This is a genomic window from Nocardia sp. NBC_01499 (genome assembly GCF_045040275.1).
Lineage (GTDB): Bacteria > Actinomycetota > Actinomycetes > Mycobacteriales > Mycobacteriaceae > Nocardia.
The window spans coordinates 8,366,768-8,388,506 of record NZ_CP109426.1 but is presented as its reverse complement, the minus strand read 5'-3'; the positions used below and the strand labels follow the sequence as shown (position 1 = coordinate 8,388,506).

The window sequence follows — 21,739 nt, the reverse complement described above, 5'->3', positions numbered from 1 at the left end:
CGTGCCGGCGCGCTGTTCCACAAGGGCAAGCTGCTCGGACGCCCCGCCGGAATCACCTCGCAGTCAACGGCCGGCGCGGCTGACGGCACCGGAACGTAGGTCGGCTGGACCTGCTGATTCACCGGGTTCGACAATTCCTCGTCGCGTCCGTGGGCCGCCAGGATTTTGGCTCGTTTACGGGGCTGGATGTTGGCCTTGGTGATATCGCCTTCGTAGTGCGCGAGCACCCGCGGATCCATCACGCGCCGCCACAGTGGCGGAATCGCCGCGCACAGGACCATGGTGATGTATCCGGCCGGAAGCCGTGGCGCCTCTTCGGAATTGCGCAGAGTCTGATAGCGACGTCCGGTATTGATGTGGTGATCGCTGTGCCGCTGCACATTGAAGATGAAGACGTTGGTGACCAGCCAGTCGCAGTCCCAGCTGTCCTTGGGCGAGAAGCGAGCCCATGAACCGTTGGGCTTCCGCTCGCGTAGCAGCCCGTAGTGTTCGATGTAGCCGATCGTCTTGAGTAACGCCATGCCGAGCACGGCCTGCAGTAACAGGTACGGCAAAATGGACCAGCCGAATACGGCGAGCAGTCCGCCGAAAAGCACCGCGGTAATCGACCAGGTCTGCAGGATCTGGTTGTGAATACTCCACCACCCCTGGCCTTTTCGGCGTAGCCGCGCCCCCTCCAGCTCGAGCGCGGCACGGAAGGCGCTGACCAGATAACGTGGCAGGAACTCCCAGAGCGATTCGCCGTACCGCGCGCTCGAATGATCGCCAGGTGTGGCTACCCATACGTGATGTCCGCGATTGTGTTCGACGGTGAAGTGGCCGTAACCCGACTGTGCCAGTGCGATTTTCGACAGCCACCGCTCCAGTTTCTCGACCCGATGCCCCAATTCGTGCGCAGCGTTGATACCGATAAAGGTCACGAAACCCACCGTCACCGCCAGACCCAGTTTGTCGAGCACACTCAACTCGTGACCGGACCACATGGCGCACGCGACGACCAGCCCGATCAGCTGAACCGGCAGGAACAGGAACGTGCACCACCGGTAGTACCGGTCGTTCGACAGCTCCTCGTACTCCTCATCGCGCAGATTGTTGCCGTCCTCCCCCACCACCCAATCCAGCACCGGGATAACGATGAACACGATGATCGGACCGCTCCACCAGAAGACCGGCGAGCCCGTGCGCAGCACCAGCTGGGAGGGCAGCAGCGCGGCCGCCGGTGCGATGAAACCTAAAACCCACAGGTGACGCTTGAGATCGGGTGATCCCGGGCGATTGCCCAGTATTCGCATATCTGCCCTTGGATGCGACTCGAAGCTACATTCGGATGCGCGAAGCATAGGACGAGACTGCACGTGCTGCCGTCCAGGACCTTTCAGTTAAGCGCTGGCTTAAATCAATCGTGGGGAAGACAGTGCCCGGTATTCACCGTGGCTTACATCGACGATTAGCAGCGCACTGCGGATCCACAAGCTTCGAAGCCTCTTTGTGTGACGCCTTGGGGGTTTGCTGGGTATTGCTGCATCCTGGGCGGACTCCTGCTGAGATGACCACATGAGGGAACCGAAGCGCTGGCTGGCCGGCGCAGCCATCGTTGTCATGCTCTTCACGCTCGTATGGCTCGCCTACCAGGGTCCGCTGTGGCTCACCGACGATGCGAAGAACGCTGAGACTTTCCGCAATCAACTCATTCAGCTGGTAGGGATCGGGGTGACCGCCGCCGTCGCTGTATACGGCATCAAGAAGCACTACTTGGACAAGGACAAGCAGTACACCGACAGCTTCAGCGCCGCCATCGGTCATCTGGGCTCCGCCGATCCGATCGTCCGCGCTGGCGGTGCGCGCGAGCTCGAACGCATCATGCATTTCACTCCTATCGACCGTATTCGCGTCCTGGAGACCTGCGCCGACTTCCTGCGCCAGCATGCGTCCCAGCCCACCCCGGATGAACAGCCAGCGGCTGACGTTGCCGCGGTCTTGTCTGTCATCCAGCGACGCAAATACTCCCCGGACGAGCCCTCGATGAACCTCGCTCGAGTCCGACTCCCCCGCGCGAACCTACGCGAGACCAACCTCACCGGCGCGCGCCTGACCTGGGCCGAGCTCACCGATGCCGACCTGCGCGGCGCGACGCTCGTGGACGCCGACCTCAGTAACGCCGACCTGAACGGAGCCGATCTGACCGGCGCCGACCTCACCCGGGCCCGCCTCAACAGCGCCCGCCTCAACGGGGCAATCCTCGTCAACACCGTCCTGGCCGGAACCGACCTGACCAACGCCGCACTGGCCGGAACCGACCTCACCGGCTGCACCGGAGTGACCACTCGACAGCTCGAAAGCGCTAGAACCGAACCGGATACGCGACTGCCGTAACGCCCGCATCCGGATAGTTGTCGGGACGGGATCGCTACGATCAGTGATTGTGTCATCCGTCGAGCAGTACCTGTCAGACAGCAGTCGCTGGGCGACCTACCCGAATCGGCGGAGCGTACTTGCGGTGGTGCACAACACCACAGCCGCGTCCAGGCTGTTCGACACGGTCGGGCTGGTGGCATCGGATCCACGGGTCCGTATCGTGTTCACCCGAACCGGATCGTCTGTTTTCGATACGGACACAAGCGAATTCATTGCCTCGCGTGGCGCGCTCGAAATACCCTGGCGCGCAGCGGTATCCCAGCGGTTTGATCTGGCGGTATCGGCTAGCTACGGCGGAAAGCTGCATAAGGTTCAGGCGCCACTGCTCGTTGTGCCCCACGGAATGGGATACAATAAATACCTGAACAAAGAACAAAGAACAAAGAACAAAGAACAAAGAACAAAGAACAAAGAACAAAGAACAAAGAACATTCGGTTTTCGGTTTATCATCCGACTGGCTGCTGCACGACGGGCGCGTCATCCCCTCGGTGATCGTCCTATCCCACGCCGAACAACGCGACCGATTGCGTCGCACCTGCCCACAGGCCGTACCGAACACGCTGCTAGCGGGCGATATTTGCTACGACCGGCTCCTCGCGAGCCGACCCCTCCGGCCGACCTACCGGCGCGCGTTCGGCCTAACCGCCGGGCAGCAACTCATCGTGATCTCCTCCACCTGGGGTCGGGATTCACTCATCGCCGCCGACCCTGAACTGCCGTGCCGCGTGGCCTCAGCGCTACCCGCCGACGAATTCCGAGTGCTGCTTACACTGCACCCCAACACTCGTGCGCATCATTCCCGCTGGCAGGTAGCGGAGTATCTCTCGAGCGCACGACGTGCGGGCGTCCATGTTTCCCATGACGTCGATTTTTGGCGTACCGGCGTGGTCGCCGCTGATCTTCTGATCGGTGATCACGGCTCGGTGCCGTTCTATTCCGCCGCGCTGGGTAATCCGCTCTTGCTGGCGTCCGCGCCGACCCACGCCGTTGATCCCGATTCGCCGAGCGCCCAGTTATTGTCTGCCGCACCGCATCTGGACCTGTCCGCCGATATCCTCGACCAGGTACGTCGCGCGATCGCCGACCATCATCCCGACCGCTACGCCGCCATCGGGGCCCTCGCGACCTCGACACCCGGCAACGGCGCCGAGTTGCTACGGGCCGCGATGTACAGCGCGATGAAGCTCCCCGAGCCGGACCACGCCGCGGATATCGCCGTGCTGCCATTGCCGACGGACCCGCTCATCGGCGCCGACGCACACGTAGTGCATGTCGACGCACATGCCGATCGGGCCGCCACCATCACCAGGTTCCCAGCCGAACGCATGAGAACCGGCGAATCCGCCGGGCCGAACACCCATCTGGCGGTCGGTGTGCAGGAGCCACAGCGCCGGTGGTTGGAGTTGGCCGACCTCATCATCGGATCCCCCGGCCCCGATACCGAGTCATGGATCACCGACACCCTTGCTCAACTGCCCGGTTGCGCGCTGGCCGCGGCACCGACCAGCCGCGGCGACTGGCTGCTCGGCAACCAAGACCAGCAGCTTCGGGTCGAGTCCGCAGAACTTCCCAGTCGGCTGTTCGCGTCACTGGCCTACCATCTCGTCTCCCGCGACCACACGATCGATGACCTGATCGGCGACTGGACCATCCAGTGTGCGGGACACAGTTATCAGGTTGCGGTTACGAAGATTCCGCCCGCGCGATGAGCGCTGTCACCGCGGCTATCTGCTCGGCGAAGCGCAGTTCGGTATATATCCGCAGGCTCGCGCGGTAGCACTGGATCGCATTCGCCGAGTCGCCCGCACCGGCGTACCGATCACCAAGCGCGACAAGAATTTCCGCCTCATCGAACCCGCGGTGCCTGGATCGCATGATCTCCAGCGCACGCGACAACGGCTCTTCCGCCTCGGCGATCCTGCCTTGCTCGACCAACTTTCGGCCGCGCCACGCCAGCACTTTCCCGTGGTTCTCCGTCTCATCGCCGGGCAACGCCGCGAACCCGTCATCGGCGGCATCCAGCAGCGCGAGGGCACGTTCCGGTGGTTCTACCTTCGCCAAATGGAATGCGGCGAGCGCGTTTCGGCGCGGATCGCCGATCGCCGTAGCGAGGTCGTAGTTCTGGCGCAGCGCCGTCCTGGCCTGCTCGACCAGCCCCTGTGCCAACAGCACAAGGCCGAGCCCCTCCAGTGCGGAAGCCTCTAGCTGGGCGCGGATATCTGTCACCTCGACCGAGTGCGCGGCCCGCAGTCCTTCGTCGAACGCCGATGCCGCGTCGGCGAGATCCCGCAACCAATAGCCGTGGAAGCCCAGTTGCGTATGCAAGAAGCTCTCCGCAGCACGGTGCCCGGACCGGCGCGCCGCAATGATGCCGAACTCATGCATGGTGCGCATGGCGTCGAGGTATTTGTCCTTGTCATGGAACGGCCACAGCGACACGCACCACCGCATGACCAGTTCGTCACGACCGTCGTCGAATGCCCGCGCGAGAGCGGCACCGATGTTGGCGATTTCGCGACGCAGCCATGTCCGCGCACCGTCGGCATCGTTGAACTCGCCGATACCGGGCCCCGGAAACACCGCGTCCGGAAACAATATGCCGCGCCACGGACGCCCCGGCGCAAGCAGCACGTCGGCGTAGGAAATCCCGCGGTCGTAATAGTCGAGCATCCGGTTCTCCTCCCGCACGCGTTCGACCTCGTCACGTTGATCGGTGGCGCGAGCATGTACGCGGACCATCGAGCGAACCCAGTATCCCCCTTCCCTTTCCGAGACCAGGTAGAGGTCGGCGAGTTCCATCATCGCCCAGGCGATCTCGTCGTCCGGCAATTCCAGCACCGCGGCGAGCGTGGCTACCTGGATCCAGCCGCTGTAGGCACGCAGTCCGAGTGCGCGATAGCAACGCACAGCCGTGTCCGACAATGTCCGATACGCCGTATCGAACACCTGCGCCAGCGACAGCGCGGTCGAGCGTCGGCGCTCATTGCCCAAAGTGTTTGCCAGGACGGCGATTCCGCGTCCAGGATGTTGGGCGAGCAAGGAACCGACCACGCAGATCGCGAACGGCAAGTTATCGCACAGTGCGACAACACGATCCGCGGCCGCCGACTCCGCGGCCACCCGTTCCGCACCGACGATGCGGGCGAGCAGTTCGCGGGCGTCGGCGTCGCTGAGCTGATCGAGCTCGAAAACCTTTGCGCCACCGACACTCAAGTCGGTGGCCGGACTGCGTTCGGTGACCACGGTCAGCGACGCGCCGTCGGCGGGACGCAGCCGTCGCACCTGCGCGGCCGTCATGGCACCGTCGAGCACCACGAGCAAACGCCGACCCGCGGTCCGCGTCAGGTACCGCCCATATCTGGCATCGAGCCGATCCGGAATGTCTTCTGGCCGATCGCCCAGTGCAAGCAGGAAACCGGCCAGCACCTCGGACTCCGTGCCTACCTGGTCCGATCCATCGGACAACGTGCAGAACAGTTGGCCGTCCACGTAATGGTCGCGCAGCCGGTGCGCCAGCTCGTTCGCCGTCGCGGTCTTCCCGATACCGGGTAATCCGGTGAATACCACGGTCACGTTGCCACGACTGCTCGAGGCCAACCGTTCCACCGCGCTCAACGCCGCCTCGCGATCGACATGATTGCTGTTGCGCGGCGGGATCTGCATCGGCCGAAGTGTTGACGTCACGCTCGTACCTCCCCTTTATCCGGCCGCACCGCATCGTGCGATCCGGCGGCGCGGGACCGTAGTGTGCGCTGACTGAATCCTAAGCGGCCCAAGCAGATTGCTGCTCCCGTGCCGGGCGCGACCCCACCTGTCGCACTCTCGCATGATCTCGTCAAGACCGCCACGATCAATGAATACACCGCCGATGCTCGGATCTGATGTACGCCACGGTTACAAGGTAACCGAGTATTGCCGCACTCCTTCTACTCGGTTTCCGGGCCTACGGCGAGATCGACTGGGCACCTGATTCTCGGCGTCGCGGGAACGACTCACCACTGCTGAAGCCACGGACCTCGGCATGTCGAACCACAGCGACCTCCCAGCTGAACCGGAGGTGCTCACCAGCCTTTCAGTCGAAGGTGGGAATGGCCGTGACGGTCGCGGCCGGTTCAGGGTCCGACGAACCGAACAGAGCGGGGCTGCCAAGATGTCGAAGACCAACCCATTACACAAGGGCCGCAAGAACATTCACGCGTGGTACGGATTGGCCCTGCTGTCGGTGGCCGCGATCGGCTCGGTCACCGCCGGCGCGGGCATCGGCCACGCATCCGGAAACACTGCGACGGACTGTCTTTGGGCGGGCAGTCCGCATCCACAAGGTGCCGCTATCTCAGCCGGCGGCTGGAACTTCAGCTGCGGCACGGGCGCCAACGGGCCGCGCTGGATTCTCGGGGCTGCCACGGGCGCACCGAGCACCGTTCCCAATCCCGGCGCTGCCACCTACCCGACCGGCCAGTTCAGCGACGGCGCGCTGCAGCCAGGCACCGACTACGAGGACTACTGCGTAGGGACAGAGATGGTCGGCGGCGGCGAGGAAATGTACGAGGCGACACTGGACGACACCGGCACCCTGTATTGGAAAGCGGCAGGCCCGATCTCCCAGTGGACCTTCGCCCCCGGCACCGGCCCAACCCCCACCTCGAGCGACGCAAGCCTGTGCTTGCCCGATCAATAGTCCGCGTCCACGGGACCACCGCTCGAGTTCCGCCGCAGACACATGGAAGGCGTTTGCCGACGCCACGGCGGTGAAGAACGCGGCGGCAGATATCAAAGCGATCATCGCGGACTTCCATGGCGCGCACACCAAAGCGCCCGACCTCGGCGACGTCGAAGCACACCTCAACACCTTGTCGAACGATCCTGACGGTAGGTCTGGCCACACTCGGCCCGGCGGAGGCGGAGGCCGCTGCGGGCATTGTTTCGATGCTGTCCGATCCGGAGGAGATGGTTCGCTCCGAGGCTGCCGAGGCCTTCTCAGGTCATTTCGACGCCGACCTTGGGTCACGCACCGCACAGATGCCCCCTGATCCACGGACTGGTTCAGGGGGTGGAGCGGGCGTATTCGGTGGGGGTTAGGCCGTAGGTTTTTTTGAAGGCTCGGATGAAGTGGCTTCGGTCGGAGAATTGCCAGTAGGCGGCTAGTTCGGAGATGCTCAGGGGGGTGTTGGGGGCGGTCAGGGCGCGTTTGGCTTCTTCTAGTCGGCGGTGGCGGATGTAGGTGGCGACGGATTCTCCTGCGGCGGCGAAGGCGCGTTGCAGGGTGCGGATGGAGACGTTGAGGTCGCGTGCCAGCACGGCTGGGGAGAGTTCGGGGTCGGCGAGTTTGCGGTCGGCGAGATCCTTTGCGGCCTGGGTGAGTGCGGGAGTCAGGCTGGGTTCGATGTCATCGAATTGGCCCACTGCCACCGCCTTGACCAGTTCGAGCAGGGCGCTGGCGGCGAAGGCACTTGATGGGCCGAGGTCTTCCCTCGTCGCGCGGACCACCTTCATGTGGGCGAGCAGCAGCCGGATCTCGGCCGAATCCGCGGGTCCGGTGAGGGTCCGATTGCGGAGCAGCGGAACGAGGGCAGGCGACGGGGTGGTGGCGAGTACCTTGGCCGTCGTGTGTGGCGCCATGTCCAAACGCTCCGGCTTCCCGACGCGCTCGAGCAGGAACTGCCCGGCCGACACGGTGCGCGCACCGGTACCGGACGGGCCACCGAGTACGTAGGCGCCGCGCGACACCACGTACAGCTGGATCTCCTTCTCGACCTCATCCGACGGACACACCGTCTGGATGCCCGACGCACCGTGGATGTCGACCATCATCACGTCATGCATCCGGACCGCGTGTGCCCTGACCCGGAAGTCGCGGGCCGTGTCGGAGCTGTAGGTGGGCAGCCCGGTGCCGAAGCGTGCCTCCCACTCATTCCGGTACGCGTCGAAGCCATGCGCCTCGGCGCCAGGGAGCGTGGAGTCCATGGCGAACTCCGCCGCGCTCCCGGTCGCCGGCCGACTGCGGTTGGCTGCTGTCACGATAGGTATTACGTATCGTGACAGCGCCTCACGTCAAGGAGTTAGCAGGTTACGTGCGATTTGTTCGCGATCAGGATGTGCCATCCATGTTGTCCATCTTGGTCGCGGCCTCGTTCATGCCCTTGCTGAACTTGCCCGCCGACTCGATCATGTTGTCGCCGCCGGTCAGCAGGTTCTTCGAGGACTTCTCGTACCCCGAGTCGCCCTTGGCGAACTTGTCGCCGTAGTCGTCGCTACCCCACGGCTTGCCCTGCGCGTTCAGGTTGTTCTTCAACGTACCGATGATCTCGCTGGTCCGGTGGCCGACCGCGTCCATCTTGCTCGCGGCCTGCCGTAATCGCGTGGTGTCCACGCGGACCTTGCCATCTCCGGGCATGTCACTCTCCTACCTTGTCGATCCGAATTCAGTACCGGTCCTCGGGACGTCCCCATTCCCAATGTGTTTCGAGGCGATCCATCAGGTGCTCGGTCTCTCGTTGGAGCCGTTCGGCCAGCTGCCGCCGGCTGGTGCCGACGGCGACCGGCTTGTCGCCCGACGACCACATGTACCGCCCGTCTTCGTTCACATCGCGCCACATCAGCGTTGTCTCCTGAATCCCCCTCGGGCCGAACTTCGATCGGCCCTGCACCACGGAGATCCTTCCGGCGCAATCGGCAGGTCGCTGAAAGAACTGCTGCGACTGGTAGACCGGCCGGTCCTCGAGGTCGTCCTGGACGTAGCTGGCACCCCAGCTCGGCTCATCGCGCTCGGCAGGGTCTAGCACGATCGGAATGTCCGGCAGCCGACCGGCTTCCACGTTCGGCAGCGCACGCACCACCTCGACGACCAGTTCCCTCGGATGGCATTCGGTAATGGTGACCATCGGTGAGTCGAAGGTGAGTTTCCCCGACGGCTGCCGCAGGACGTAGCCGAGCGCACCCGCCCGCGCGGCGTGCAGCCAAAGGTGCTTTTCGATGTTGGCAATGTCCTTGTCGTCCCAAGTGTGTACCAGCACATACAGTTCGGGCGTACGCAGCACCTCGACCACACCGTCGAACGAGCCGTCCAGCCGGCGCTGCAGTTGTTCCCACGTGCTGTGCTTACGACGCTCCAGTTCGTCGGACGGCATCGACTCTTCGGTCTCGAACCAGAACGGCCGCGGTAGCGAACCTCGGTGATAGTGGTCGCAGAGGACCATGAATTCGAGCGCGGTGAATTCCCATTGCTGGGTCACGGCTCGATCACCGGCCTCGATCGCGCGATGTCCGGCCCGAGGGCCTCATCCAGATTGGTCGCCGAATCGAGGAATTTGCCCCGCTTGTACTCCCCGCCCGCCTGCTGCCCGCCGGGGCCGGGGCCGGGGCCCATCGGCATGCCGGAAGAGCCCGCCGCGGACGAGGTCTGCGTCTGGTGTCCATCGAGGGCAGACTGAATCGCCGCCCGCGGGAACAACTTCGACGACTCGGTCGCGAGCGAGTGGGCATTGAGCGGCGGGTGCATTTCGCCACCGGGGCCAGGGCCGCCAGGACCGGGGCCGGGGCCGGGGCCACCGGGGAGCCCGGCGCCGCTGTGCAGGGCCGCCGCGAAATCGTTCGGGATCGGACTGTCTACGTTCATGGGCTGCAGTTCGCCCATGCCAGGGATGCCGAGCATGCCGTTGGTCGCCAGGCCGGCGAGCGCGTCGGTGCCGGTCTTGATCACATCGCCGATCGTCTTCGTGAACCCGGTCAATCCGTCGGTCAACGTCTTGAGCAGGTCCGCACCGCCCGGGGTCTGCGGCAACACCCGACTGAGATCCCGCAACGTCTCCGGACTCAGATTCCGCAACGTCTCCGGGTCCAGGTTCTTCAGCGTCTCCGGACTCAACTGCTTCGTCCCGTCGGGGGTGAGGCCGTTGAGAATGTCGGCACCGTACTTCTTCAGCTGCTCCGGAGTCATCTGCGACACGAGGTCCGCACCCAGCTTCTGCAACCCCTCCGGGGTCATCTGCTTCAACAAGTCCGGATTCAGACCGCCGAGCAGATCCGCCCCGACCTTCTGCAGCGCCTCCGGGCTCAGATTCTGGAAGGGATTCTTGCCATCCGCCAGTTGTTTCAGCAGCTCATCCGGCGTTTTCGGGATCGGCTGGTTCGGTGGGATCGGTAGGTTTCTAATCGGCCGGTTCGGTATTTGCGACTTGTTGTTGCCGTACGGGTTGTCCGCGCCGGTGCCGCCGGGGCCCCCGGTGCTGCCACTGCCGCTATTGCCGCCATTGCCACTGCCGTCGCTACCGCTGCCGGGCCCACCACTGCCTTGGCCACTATTGCCTGGGCCGCTACCGCCGACGTCGGCTTTGCGTTTGTTGACGCCGTCCTGGAAACCGCCCTGGTACTCGGGGCTGTTCTTGTCGATACCACCGGGACCGCTGCCTGCGCCGCCGGGACCGCTGCCGCTGCCTTGCGGACCGGGGCCACCACTGCCCTGGCTACCACCGCTACCTTGGCCGGGCCCACCGCTACCTTGGCCGGGCCCACCGCTACCTTGGCCGGGCCCACCACTGCCTTGGCCGGGCCCACCACTGCCTTGGCCGGGCCCACCACTACCTTGGCCGGGCCCACCACTACCTTGGTTGCCGCCGCCGCCTTGGTTATTGTTATTCTCTTCACTCTGACGCTTGTCGTAGCCGTCCTGGAATCCAGCCTTATAATCAGGGCTGTTCTTATCAATTTTATTGTTGTCGTTATCGCCGCTATCGTTCTTGTCGTTCTTGTCGTTCTTGTCGTTCTTATCGTTCTTGTCGTTCTTGTTGTTCTTGTCGTTCTTGTTGTTCTTATCGTTCCCCGGCGGCGGCGGTGGTGCCGGATTCGGTTTACCTGCTATAGGTATTGTAGGCATCGAATCTAGAGCACCCTTAATACCGGCCACATAATATTTCTTATAGGAATCACGAAAACTAGTGACCCAACTGGCATAGCCTTCGGTACCGGGATGTAGGGGCCAGAACCAATCGTCACGCGGCATACTGGCGTATGTGGCCGACAGCCACTGCGCACAATAGGTCAGATCATTGCCGAGTTCGGCCAAACTATTCGTGAAAGGGACCGTGTTTTCGGTGAAGCGATTGATCGCGTTCATAGCCTGGTCGGCGCCGTTACCTTCCCACATTTCTTTGGTGACGGCTTTCAGCGCTTCGTTCAGATCGGTGAAATCTGCGGAGAGCTTCTTGGATAATGTGATATATAGATCACCTGTGGTATACGCCTTCTGATCATGACCCCACAGTTCATCGCCGAAACTCTTGAAACGCGCCCAGTTCCAGCCGTCAGCAGTATCGGGCACGATAGCTGGGGGATTTGCGGCGACAGTAGGTTTCGGCGGGTCGAAGTTGTCCTTGGCGGAGAATGTTGGCGGCGTCGGAATATCTATTTTCGTAGCAGGGGGATCCTGTAGGCTACCGATATCACTGAACAAATGGGAGTTCCGGTCTTCGGCCCCCATATAGTTATACGCCGCGCTCCCGAAGGTATCCCCCATATCCTCCATGGTCCATCTCAGTGTGTCCAGGTCATCGAAAACTTCTTTGGCCTTAGTGTTGAACAGTTTCGGAAGCTCAATTCCGGCCTTCTCAGTCGAGAATTGCTCCAATTTATCCATTTTGCTTTCGGTGATGAAGGTCTGATATCCCTTCAGTTTCTGGATCATGTCGTGACACTTGGCCACACATTTGGAGATGACGACCGGATCGAATTTCACAGTAAACTTCAACGTGTTTTTGTCCGCTCCGCTGCGGAGGTCTTTCCAGTCGTTGCGAATGTTGTCAGCCATCGGTGGTACTCCTCGTAGTCTTTGTGGTAGCGCGCGTCTCGATGACCGGTTCGGTTACGGAGGTGGAAACGTCCAAAGCGAACGGGGCATCGGTGGAGTTGTCGGGTCCAGCGCGTTGCTCGGGCTCGTCGAACGGCGAGGGCAACAAAAACGGCTTCGGCGGCTTTCGCTGCTTGTCGTCTTTCTTCCGAGACCGGCGCGATTGTTTCTTCGACGATCCAGGAGGACCCCCGGCCGGCGAGGCTCCTGGCGGCGGGGCCGCGGGCGGCGGCGCCCCGGCGGGTGAAGGCTGTCCGGACGAAGGGTGCCCGGACGAGGGGTGCCCGTCCTGCATCGGAGACATGGGCGGCCGCCCCGGCACGGCCGAGTTCGTTCCGTCCCCGCTCGACGCCGAGTCCCCTTGCTGCTCCGGTATTCTCGTATGCCCGTCGGACCCGTGCGTGCCCGTTTGGTCGCCGGAACCCGGTGCACCCGGATGTTCTCCGGCACGAGCGTGACCCGACTGGTTCGCGGAATCCGATGCACCCGAGTGGTTCTCAGAACCTGAAGCACCCGAGTGATTCTCGGAACCCGGGGCACCCGAGTTGTCGCTCACGCCGGGATGGTCGCCCTGCCCTGGCACGCCCGATTGGTCGCCGGAACCCGGTGTACCCGAGTGATTCTCGGAGCCGGGGGCACTCGAGTCGGCGCCGACGCCGGGATGGTCGCCCTGCCCGGACACGCCGGATCGGTCGCCAGAACCATCCGACTGCTTCTCGGAGCCCGGTGCATTCGAGTCGCCACCTGGCTGTTTCTCTTGCCCGGATGCGTCCGCATTGCTTGCTCCGTCAGTGTTTTTCGGGTCGCCCAGCAGTCGACCGGCCGCGTCGCGCGACGAACCGGAGCCGTCCGACTCATTGCCTTGGCCGGTCGTTCCCGGTCGTTCCGACGCACCCGGCCTATCCAGTGCGGCCGAATCGTGTGTTTGGCCCGAGCGGGCCCCGGTGCCCGGCCGATTCGGAACGTCGCGTTGTTCCGTCGCACCCTGCTGATCCGTGGCGCCACGCTGGCCAGCACCTCCGGGTTGCGAGCCGTCGGCCTGGTGGAGCATCCCGCGCAACGCCGACATGTCCGGCTGCTCCGAAACCCCTCCCAGCCCTTGCGATCCCGAGCCGCCACTCGTGCCGCCCGCAGGCGACTGCGTGCTGCTACCTGAACCCAAGCGCAAGAAGTCCGGCGACGGCTCGCCTTGGCCGTTCAGCCCCTGGCCCGTCTCGCCCCTATTCGAGGGGTCGAACGCGCCCTCCCCACCCGGCGGCGGCATCATCGCGTCCGCGCCGTGCAGATTCTGGAGCATCCTCGACAGCATCGCCGGATCCAGTCGCGGAGGTGGTGGTGGCTGCCGGTTCTCAGGCGGCGGCGTGCGGTCGTTGCCCGACGAGCCGCGATCACCACCGGAGTCGTGGCCGCCACCCGAATCATGACCGCCGCCGGGGCCTCGATTGGCACCGGAACCGCCTCCGTCACCGGAATCTCCGGAGTTACCAGAACCCCCGGAATTGCCGGAACCACCAGAGTTACCAGAACCACCAGAGTTACCAGAACCACCGGAGTAGCCGGAACCACCAGAGTTACCAGAACCACCAGAGTTACCAGAACCCCCGGAATTGCCGTTGTTCTGGTAGTTGTTCTCCCACTGATCTTGGTCCGGCGGACCCCAGTACTTGCGATGCGGCGGACCCCAATAATCCTTATCCGGGTCATCGTCATCGTCATCGTCGTCCGGCGGATCCAACTGGAACAAATCCGGCGGTACCTTGTCGTTCTCGGCCCCGTCCGGAATCCAGTCCTCGGTGCGCGGCGCGGCCGGCGCGTGGTAATCACCGGGCATCGACTCGTCGTTCTTCAGCTGCCGCGGCCGAGTCAAAGCCATATAGTCGCCGCCTTCGACATGCGGGCTCTTCGGGTCGGTCGGTTCCGCCTCGGTCCCCTCGTGGTCGGAGATGTGCACCTTGTTCTTGTCGTCGACCGTCCAGCTGGTGGCGTCCGGCCTGCTGCCCCAAGCGGTCTGGTCCTCCGAGGTGACCCGCACGGCCCCATCGCCCCGGATCTCGTGCATTTCCTTGCCGTTGTCGTTGACGAAAGCCGTTCCATCCCTGCGGGTCCCACGGACCACACCCTTACCGTCGGTGAATGTCGCTCCGTTCGGCCCGATCTCGGAGAACGATTTGTCGGTGTGCTCGACCCGGAAGCCATTGGGCGTCCGCTCCAGCTTCACACCGTTGACCAACTCGATCGGCTCCTTCATCGCCCGCGTCTCGGTCTCCCCGTTCGCCTTGGTGATGTGCACAGACCCGCGCGGACCCCGCTCATAGCTGGTGTCGTCGACGTCGAAAACCTTGATGCCCTTTGGCGATGACTCCAGGGTGATCCCGTCGGGCCGATCCATGTGCAGGACGCCGGGCTTGTGCGGACCATCCTGGCTGATGCCGCCGAGCCGATCACGCACCCCGAAGTTCAGGGTGTCCTTCAGGTCGAAGTGGATCACCGTATGGTCGGGATGCTCGGTCCGGCCGCCGCCCTGCACGTCCGTGGCATCGAACACCACATGCTTGGTGTTGTCCGGGAGCTCGACGGTGACGACGTTGTTGTGCTCGACCGTTTGCCGGGTCCCGTCGGGGCCGGTGATCACCGTTGGCTTGCCCGGCCCCGACTCGACCACGGTGCCGTCCGCCTTGAACACGGTCTTGTCACCGGTCGGCGAGACGAATTCCGCTGTCCCATTGGATTTTATGGTGGTGGTCCAGCCCTCCGGGCCCTTCGTCTGTACCGCGCCGCCTTCCAGCACGGTGTGCGAGACATGATCGGGCCGGGTGAACGACTTGAGACCGCCGCCCTCGGTTCCCTCGGTGCGGGCCGCTGGGCCGATGCCGTCCACGCCGACGAACACGAGCGAATGATCTTCGTCGACCTTCAGGACCTGCGGGTCGCCGGAACGGCCGATCCGCATGTTTCCGTGGGTATCGATCTCATGCCAGGTGCCGTCCGGGGAGTGGATGACGAAGTTGCCGTCTCCGTCACGCTCCCACCCCGCCTTGTTGTTCGGCACGATGTGCACGACGTTGTCGGGCTCGGTGACTACCGTCGACTCGCCCGGCCGGCTGTGGACGGCGGTGGCGTCGCGCTTGACGATTGTTATCGAGTTGTCCGGGCCCGTGGTTCGGACCGAGCCGTCGCCGAGCACCGTGTGCTTGGTGCTGTCGTCGCGGCCGAAGCTGAATTCCTCGGTCCGACCCGATTCGGTCGATGCTTTGGTCCGCGGACCGATGGGCGCCACCGGGGGATGGCCATTACTGGGCACGAATTCGACCGAGTGGTCCGGCCGAATCATCACGAACGAGTCATCACCGTGGCGCCCGATAAAGATGTTTTGGTGCTTGTCCACCCAGTGCTCGGTGCCGTCCGGCGAGGTGATCAGCACATCGCCGTCTTTGGTGCGCGTCCAGTTGGGATGTTCCCCATCGCCCTGGAAGGTCCGGCCGCCGCGATCATCCGACCCGGCGTCATCGTGCCCGCGCGGGTTCGAATGCTGGTCCTGCGGAACCGATGCCCGCGGCGAAGGGTGATCTCCGTCGGGCCGATGCGGCGTGCTCCCGCCGACGTTCGACTCCGGCGGACGCTGCCTCGACGGTGCCGCACCGCCCGGATCGGACCCGGGCAGCGGTGCGCGTCGTGACGGCGTCGTCTCGTCGCCGTGGCTTGGATTCGGTACCGAGGGCCGTACCTGCTTCGTGTTGTTCGGATTCGTTTCCGACACCGGCGAATGCTGTTGCTGCCCATCGGGATTCAATCCCATGGGTCGCCGTGGCTGCTGACCGGGACCGGTCGTGCTCGTCTCGGACGCGATAGGCGAACGCTGGGATCCACCCGACTCCGCCGCCGCCGAACGCGACGACTGACCAGAACCGGTCGAACCCGCATCCGACGCCGAACGCGTCGGATGGGAACCGGTCGAACCCGCATCCGATACCCCGGCCGAACGCGGCGGCTGAGAACCAGTAACACCTGGCTCCGGCGAACGCTGTGGTTGAGGACCGGTCACACCGGCCTCCGACGAACGCGGCGCCTGCGAACCAGTCGAACCCGCATCCGACGAACGCGGTGCCTGCGAACCAGTCACGCCCGGCTCCGGCGAACGCTGTGGCTGAGAACCAGTCACACCGGCCTCGGACGAACGCGGCGCCTGCGAACCAGTCGGACCCGGCTCCGACGAACGAGGCGCCTGCGAACCAGTGGAGCCCGGCTCCGATACCCCAGCCGGACGCGACGATTGTCCCGCAGCAACATTCGTGTCAGGCGTGGTCGAACGCGTCGGCGTCTGGACACCATCGCCGTGCGTCTGCGACGTCGACGGGCGTTGGAACTCCGTCGAACCATCACGACCGGGACCCGTGTGCGTAGCTGCCGAGCCGCCACCTTGACTGCCCGCGGTCCGGTCGGCCCCTCCGCCGTTCACCGACGAATTGCGGCTGTCTCCTGGCAGATTCGTCGATGACGTCGTTCGCGACTGCGTCGTCCCATTCGAATTGGCCGGATTTCCGTCGCGCCCAGCCGAATTCGAGGTCGTCAGGCCGTCACGCCGACCACCATCGACGGACGGCGACCGACTCGGCGCCGGACTCGACGCGCGCGAATCACCGTTCAAACCAACGGATTTCGGCCCATTGACCGATGCCGGCGTGCTAGACCGACCGGAATCGGACGGACCACCCGACCGGTTGCCGTTGTAGTTGCTCGGCCTAACCGAGGGTGGTTGCCTGTTCGTAGTCGAGTTGTTCGTGCTCGAGTTGTTCGTGCTCGAGTTGTTCGTGCCCGAGTACTCGTTGCCGCCCGGTTCGTTGCGCGAGACGCCAGCGGGAGACCGATTCAGCGGCTCGGCCGAGTTATGGTTCTCGGTCGATGAGGCGGGGACGGTGGCACGGCTGTCACCCCTGGATCCGTTCGATCCGACCGGCGGGTGCTCGGAGGTGGCGTGATCGCCGCCGACATCGTTCCGGGAACCCTTGAATCCGAGTTTGCCAGGGTCGAACGAGAACCCGGGCCGCTTCGGGATATCCGACGATCCGTCCTTCGGCATCTTCCAGTCGAGCTCGAAGCTCTTGTTGTCGAGCCGGTTGATACTGCGGTATCCCTTGACGCCGCCGACCATCCCACCGCGCGCCACGCCGCCGACCCAGCCTGCCGGGTTACCGATCGTCCCGGCCCAATCACCGGTGATCAGCCCGGCACCGACGCTGCCGGCGCCGTACTCGATCACGCCGGAGCCCATGCCGACGAACGCGCCGTTCGCGGCCCGAACCCACGGGTTTTTGAGCTTGTCCGCCAAGAACTTCGTAGAGAATTTATTGAACGCGTTGCCCCCGATCCGACCGAACGGCGCACCGAGGGCCGAGGAGCCTACCGCAGCCCCGAATTCTGTCCAGTCGAAATGCTTCCGATGTCCCTTGGCTTTCTGCCCCAACTGCACGGCCCCATCGAGCAGACCCGAAATAAACGCCGCCTCGGCGATCTTCAGCATCCAGTACTTGCCGAGATTGGCGAATCTACTCCCGAATACCGAGAACACCTTCGACAGAATTTGGTTCTGCAACTCCCTTTTCATGACTTGCACAACGGACTGGGTCGCCGCTTCCTCTGCCGCCTGAACAGCCGCAGCGGTCGGCGGAAATGCCCAGGCCCAGGCGATTTCGATGGCCAATGCGACCAGCGAGAGGATCGTCATCAGCTTCGCGGCCTCGATCTGCGTGCCGAAGTCGAAGGCGGCATCGGAGATCTGCTCCATGTACTTCGCCAGCGATTCCATCGATTGGTCGCCCTTGAGCAGCAGGTCGAACGTCTCGCCGATCTTTTCGCCGCCGGTGCCGTCGGGATAGGCGGCGACCGCAGTGCGTTTGGCGTCCTCGATGTCCTGGATCTGACTACGCAGCGCCGCGGCGGCGTCCTTGTAGGCGGCCGCGATCGCCCACATCTGGTCCTCGTCACCGTCCGGCCACGCACCGCCCGCGACCCACCCGAGCCAGCGCAGCTCCGGTGGCAGATATAAACTCATTCCGGCACGAGCTCAGTCGTCCAGGTCGCTGACCATCGACCGGCGCCCGAACCGCCCCGCGTCGCTGGAATCCACGCCCTCATCGTCATACCGTCGCTCCGGCGAGTTCGGCGGCGCGGTCGACACGGGCGGCGGCACCGGAATCATCGACCTGGCATCCATGACGCCCTCGATGAGATCCGATACGTGCGGCAACCGGGACTTGCGCTCCCGCAACGGCTCCATGAGCTGATGGCCCTGCTCGACCACTTTCAGGGCGGCTCCCTGCACGGCCTCGGTCATGGCCGCGGCGATCTCGCTGTAGGACAGATCGCTGATATCGTCGGCGAACTGGGTATCGATGAGAATGCCGTCGGCATTGACGGTCACGGTGATTCGCTTATCACACGCGGTGACGCTTGCGGTGAGCCTGGCGCGATCACGCTGCACCTTCGCAATACCCTGCATCTGTGCCGACATCTCTTCTATCATCATCGCGGCATCGGCCCGCAGCCATTCATTCACCACCAGAAGCCTCCGGATCGTAGGTCGAGCGCGTTTCGCAAGACGACGGAATTTCGTGCTATCGCTTCATGTTCAAGACCTGCTGGCGCTCGTTGTCCTCATACAGCTGCGCCGAGTCCCTGAGGTTCTTCGCGTTCTGCGCGAAGACGTCGACAAACGCGGCCAGGGAGGCGAAGGTACCGTCGCGGCCCTTCTTGTATCCCTTGTCCCCTTCGGCGAACTTCTTACCGCTTTTGTCGTCGCCCCACGCCTCACCTTTGCTGCTGGTGTTCGACTTCAGCGTCTCGAGCAGTTTCTTCGCCTGATCGGCGAGATCATCGAAATTGGCTGCGGCGCGGCGGAATCCGTCCGGTTCGATCTTGACGGTCTTGCTCATCGTGCTCCTCGGGTTGTGGTGTCGTCAGCGCGGCGGGTCAGATCACGAGATCGGCGCCGGCTCTCGTCTGGCGCTGTTGGAAGCGTTGTTCGAACCCGGTGGAGTAGGCCGACGGTGGCATCGAGGAGGACGACTGTTCGATCACGCCGTCGTCGGCGATGTAGAAGATGGCGCGGCCGATGGCGATCTCGCCGGGTTCGGTCGGCACGAACACCATCCAGCCGACCTCGAGGCGCTCGGCGACGAGCTGGTCGAGTGGATAGCCGGTGGTGTCGACGCCGAGGTCGAGGATGTACTTGCGCACCAGCGTGATCGCCTGGTCCTCTGGCAGTTCCTCGGGGACCGTGGCCGTGAGTCCGGCCAGCGACAGCTGGTACATGGCGCCGTCGATATTGTCGCCGAGGTCATCGAACAAGGCGGTCAACGTATCCCGGGTGACCACACCGGCCTCGGCGGCATCGACCAGCGTGTCCGCGGCCTGCCGCTGTTGCTCGGTCGGCTCGTCGCCGGATACGCCGCAGACGATGTCGGCCACCGTCTCCGGCGTCCACACGCCGGGAATGGCGGCGCTGATCAGCTCGGGGCCCGGCGACTCCCCGTGGTGCCAGGCGCCGTGCTCCCACCAGTAGCAGAACGACAGCATGCCTTGGGCCGCACGGGGATTGAGCACCTGATTGGCCACCCAGTCGGGGGCGCCGGCATACAGGTCGGGCAGGTCGCCCTCGTTGTTGTAGGCGTCATCGAGTTCGGGGGCGTTCCACAGGCCACCGGAGAGCACCGCGCGGCCACCGGGCAGCACGAACAGCGTGCAGCCGCTGCGCGCCGCGCCTTCGAAGATGGCGAGTGCGGGCCGAATTCGGGGGCCGAGCCCGGAGCCGACGGCGACGAAGGCCGCCGCGATCGTGGCCCAGCGGGCCCACAGCACGGGCAGCGGGGGGAAATCGTCGCGCCCGAGGATCGCGGTGATATTCGCCGCGCGATCGGCGCGGGCCTGCGCGGCGGCCGCCGCGGGCGAGCGCCACTGCCGCTCGTCATGGAAGATGTAGGCGGCCAGCCACACCGGGATCCGTTCGCGCGGAAACGCTTCCAGGTCGGCCCGATAGGCCTCGGCGGCAAGCAGCTGTTCGTCGGGGAAGGGTTCGTCGGCGTAGTCGTAGTCGACCTCGACCTCGCCGGTGGCCTCCAGCTCGATCACCATGCGCCACCAGGGTCCGTCGCCGAGCTGCGCGGAGATCTCGCGATGCAGCACGACGAGTTCGCCGACCTCCGGCGACGGCTCGGCCCGCGAGACCTGTTCGTCGTTGTCGTAATACAGCACGAAGGCCACGCCGCCGGCGACAGTCAGCGAGAAGACCGCCTCCAGCCATTGCCAGCCGTCCGGGCCCGCCACGCCGAGTTCGCGGGCGATGCTGTGGGCCAGCTCGGCCGCCTGCTCCTCGACCGACTGCTCAGCAGCGGCCTGCGGTTCGACTGTGCCGACCCCCTCTTCGGGTGGGGCGGAATCGGTGGGCGCGGAGGGCGTCTCCTGCGCGTCCAGTATCTGCTCATCGGCGCCCTGGGGCTGCGCGGTTGGCGCGCCCAACCTGAAGCTGACGTCGACAGTGTCGCCGTCCCCTGCCGGGTTTTGCTGCTGGGGGTCAGTCATATGATGAATTCTTTCTCGTCGGTGCGACGGCGTCGGCCTACCGAATTCAGGTATACCGCCGACCGGCAATACTCCGCATTTGTTCCGATAGTGCTTCCATCATCATCGAGACATCGACTCGCAGCCTCTCATTCGCACCAAGCAACCTCCGCAGCGTAGCTCGAGCCCGTACCGCAACGCCGCGTCGAACACTTACCACTGTTGGGATTCAACACTATGTAGCTCAGCGTCGGGTAAGAGACACGTAACGGCACGTAGCCAGCGCGTAAGAATGGCCTTATAAATGCGTCACGGCGAGATTTCCCAGAATACGTCGTGATACGTTCGCGCAGTAGTCAATGCGGAACCACGCATCGCTGGTTCACATTTCTTCGTGCGGCAAGGAGAACTCGACGTGAGCAACGACCGGATCCAGGGAGACGCCGTCGATCTGCTCGAGACGGTCAATCGGCACATCCGCTCGATCGCCGAGGTGCAGCGTCAGCGTGTCGAACTCACCGCCACCGCGACCGCGGGCAAAGGCCGGGTGCGCATCACCGTCAACGCCGACGGTGTCGTGATCGAGACCGAGTTCGGTGACGACATCGACGAATTGGACTACGACGAGATCGCCGACGCCGTCACCGAGGCCACCCAGGAGGCGGCCGCCGAGGTGGCGCGCAGGGCCGAGGAGTTGATCGCGCCGATCCGGGAGACCCGGTCTCGGCTGCCCAGCTTGTCGTCGCTGGTCGAGGGCTTGCCCGACATGCGCATGAAAACGCCTGAGCTGCAACGGGCCTCGTTCGATTCGCCCGCCGAGCGTCAGGACCTCGGGACCGGTGATTCGCAGACCCGGCCATGGTCGGTCGCCGACCACGATTGATCGGCGGCGGGTTGTCGTTCATCGCTGAGTCGGACACGCTTCGGCC

General features: G+C 64.3%; 14 protein-coding genes and 1 pseudogene. 5 read left to right on the top strand and 10 right to left on the bottom strand.

Going from position 1 to position 21,739, the window contains the following annotated elements; translation table 11 throughout:
* Nucleotides 1-146: 146 nt before the first annotated feature.
* Nucleotides 147-1,292, bottom strand: a pseudogene (locus OG203_RS38125) (alkane 1-monooxygenase); the annotation flags it as partial.
* A gap of 262 nt (nucleotides 1,293-1,554) precedes the next feature.
* Here OG203_RS38125 and OG203_RS38120 point away from each other — a divergent pair.
* The 3 genes from OG203_RS38120 to OG203_RS38110 are packed head-to-tail and all read left to right on the top strand — an operon-like array spanning nucleotide 1,555 to nucleotide 4,125.
* Nucleotides 1,555-2,373, top strand: a complete 819-nt coding sequence (locus OG203_RS38120) for a pentapeptide repeat-containing protein (RefSeq protein WP_405162053.1) — start codon at nucleotides 1,555-1,557, stop codon at nucleotides 2,371-2,373.
* 49 nt (nucleotides 2,374-2,422) lie between these two features.
* Entirely contained in the window at nucleotides 2,423-2,908 is a 486-nt protein-coding gene (locus tag OG203_RS38115) for a hypothetical protein (RefSeq protein WP_405162052.1), read from the top strand.
* The gene (locus tag OG203_RS38110) at nucleotides 2,905-4,125 is read left to right on the top strand and encodes a hypothetical protein (RefSeq protein ID WP_405162051.1); all 1,221 of its coding nucleotides are present in this window, start codon (nucleotides 2,905-2,907) and stop codon (nucleotides 4,123-4,125) included. The genes OG203_RS38115 and OG203_RS38110 overlap by 4 nt, the downstream gene beginning before the upstream one ends.
* Here the strand turns inward: OG203_RS38110 and OG203_RS38105 are convergent.
* Nucleotides 4,100-6,100 carry a tetratricopeptide repeat protein gene (locus tag OG203_RS38105; protein ID WP_405162050.1) on the bottom strand — a complete coding sequence of 667 codons (2,001 nt, stop codon included), beginning with the start codon at nucleotides 6,098-6,100 and terminating at the stop codon, nucleotides 4,100-4,102. The two genes, OG203_RS38110 and OG203_RS38105, sit on opposite strands and share 26 nt — an antisense overlap.
* A 466-nt stretch (nucleotides 6,101-6,566) precedes the next feature.
* Between OG203_RS38105 and OG203_RS38100 the strand changes: the two genes are divergently transcribed.
* Nucleotides 6,567-7,094, top strand: coding sequence for a hypothetical protein (locus OG203_RS38100; RefSeq protein ID WP_405162049.1), 528 nt, complete (start codon nucleotides 6,567-6,569; stop codon nucleotides 7,092-7,094).
* Nucleotides 7,095-7,459: 365 nt separating this feature from the next.
* Here OG203_RS38100 and OG203_RS38095 read toward each other — a convergent pair whose 3' ends face one another.
* The 8 genes from OG203_RS38095 to OG203_RS38060 all read right to left on the bottom strand — a co-directional run bounded on the left by OG203_RS38095 (nucleotide 7,460) and on the right by OG203_RS38060 (nucleotide 20,831).
* Nucleotides 7,460-8,380 (bottom strand): helix-turn-helix domain-containing protein, encoded by a 921-nt coding sequence (locus OG203_RS38095; RefSeq protein WP_405162048.1) that lies wholly within the window; start codon nucleotides 8,378-8,380, stop codon nucleotides 7,460-7,462.
* Between the two features lie 124 nt (nucleotides 8,381-8,504).
* Nucleotides 8,505-8,810, bottom strand: a complete 306-nt coding sequence (locus OG203_RS38090; RefSeq protein ID WP_405162047.1) for a hypothetical protein — start codon at nucleotides 8,808-8,810, stop codon at nucleotides 8,505-8,507.
* A 28-nt stretch (nucleotides 8,811-8,838) separates the two neighbouring features.
* Nucleotides 8,839-9,648: an ESX secretion-associated protein EspG gene (locus OG203_RS38085; RefSeq protein ID WP_405162046.1), complete on the bottom strand. Its 810-nt coding sequence runs from the start codon at nucleotides 9,646-9,648 to the stop codon at nucleotides 8,839-8,841.
* A complete protein-coding gene (locus OG203_RS38080; protein ID WP_405162045.1) occupies nucleotides 9,645-12,218 on the bottom strand; it encodes a hypothetical protein in 2,574 nt (857 codons plus the stop codon). The genes OG203_RS38085 and OG203_RS38080 overlap by 4 nt, the downstream gene beginning before the upstream one ends.
* Nucleotides 12,211-18,306: a hypothetical protein gene (locus OG203_RS38075; RefSeq protein WP_405162044.1), complete on the bottom strand. Its 6,096-nt coding sequence runs from the start codon at nucleotides 18,304-18,306 to the stop codon at nucleotides 12,211-12,213. The genes OG203_RS38080 and OG203_RS38075 overlap by 8 nt, the downstream gene beginning before the upstream one ends.
* A 12-nt stretch (nucleotides 18,307-18,318) precedes the next feature.
* Nucleotides 18,319-18,810: a YbaB/EbfC family nucleoid-associated protein gene (locus OG203_RS38070; protein ID WP_405162043.1), complete on the bottom strand. Its 492-nt coding sequence runs from the start codon at nucleotides 18,808-18,810 to the stop codon at nucleotides 18,319-18,321.
* 58 nt (nucleotides 18,811-18,868) lie between these two features.
* The gene (locus tag OG203_RS38065; RefSeq protein WP_405162042.1) at nucleotides 18,869-19,186 is read right to left on the bottom strand and encodes a WXG100 family type VII secretion target; all 318 of its coding nucleotides are present in this window, start codon (nucleotides 19,184-19,186) and stop codon (nucleotides 18,869-18,871) included.
* Between the two features lie 37 nt (nucleotides 19,187-19,223).
* Entirely contained in the window at nucleotides 19,224-20,831 is a 1,608-nt protein-coding gene (locus OG203_RS38060) for a hypothetical protein (RefSeq protein WP_405162041.1), read from the bottom strand.
* Nucleotides 20,832-21,225: 394 nt separating this feature from the next.
* Here OG203_RS38060 and OG203_RS38055 point away from each other — a divergent pair, with 394 nt between their 5' ends.
* Complete coding sequence (locus tag OG203_RS38055) at nucleotides 21,226-21,693, top strand: YbaB/EbfC family nucleoid-associated protein (protein ID WP_405162040.1); 468 nt, start codon at nucleotides 21,226-21,228, stop codon at nucleotides 21,691-21,693.
* Nucleotides 21,694-21,739: the final 46 nt, after the last annotated feature.

Coding starts and splice junctions, on each gene's coding strand:
- OG203_RS38120 (WP_405162053.1), top strand. CDS start 1,555: ATGAGGGAACCGAAGCGCTGGCTGGCCGGCGCAGCCATCGTTGTCATG.
- OG203_RS38100 (WP_405162049.1), top strand. CDS start 6,567: ATGTCGAAGACCAACCCATTACACAAGGGCCGCAAGAACATTCACGCG.
- OG203_RS38095 (WP_405162048.1), bottom strand. CDS start 8,380: ATGGACTCCACGCTCCCTGGCGCCGAGGCGCATGGCTTCGACGCGTAC.
- OG203_RS38090 (WP_405162047.1), bottom strand. CDS start 8,810: ATGCCCGGAGATGGCAAGGTCCGCGTGGACACCACGCGATTACGGCAG.
- OG203_RS38080 (WP_405162045.1), bottom strand. CDS start 12,218: ATGGCTGACAACATTCGCAACGACTGGAAAGACCTCCGCAGCGGAGCG.
- OG203_RS38075 (WP_405162044.1), bottom strand. CDS start 18,306: ATGAGTTTATATCTGCCACCGGAGCTGCGCTGGCTCGGGTGGGTCGCG.
- OG203_RS38065 (WP_405162042.1), bottom strand. CDS start 19,186: ATGAGCAAGACCGTCAAGATCGAACCGGACGGATTCCGCCGCGCCGCA.
- OG203_RS38060 (WP_405162041.1), bottom strand. CDS start 20,831: ATGACTGACCCCCAGCAGCAAAACCCGGCAGGGGACGGCGACACTGTC.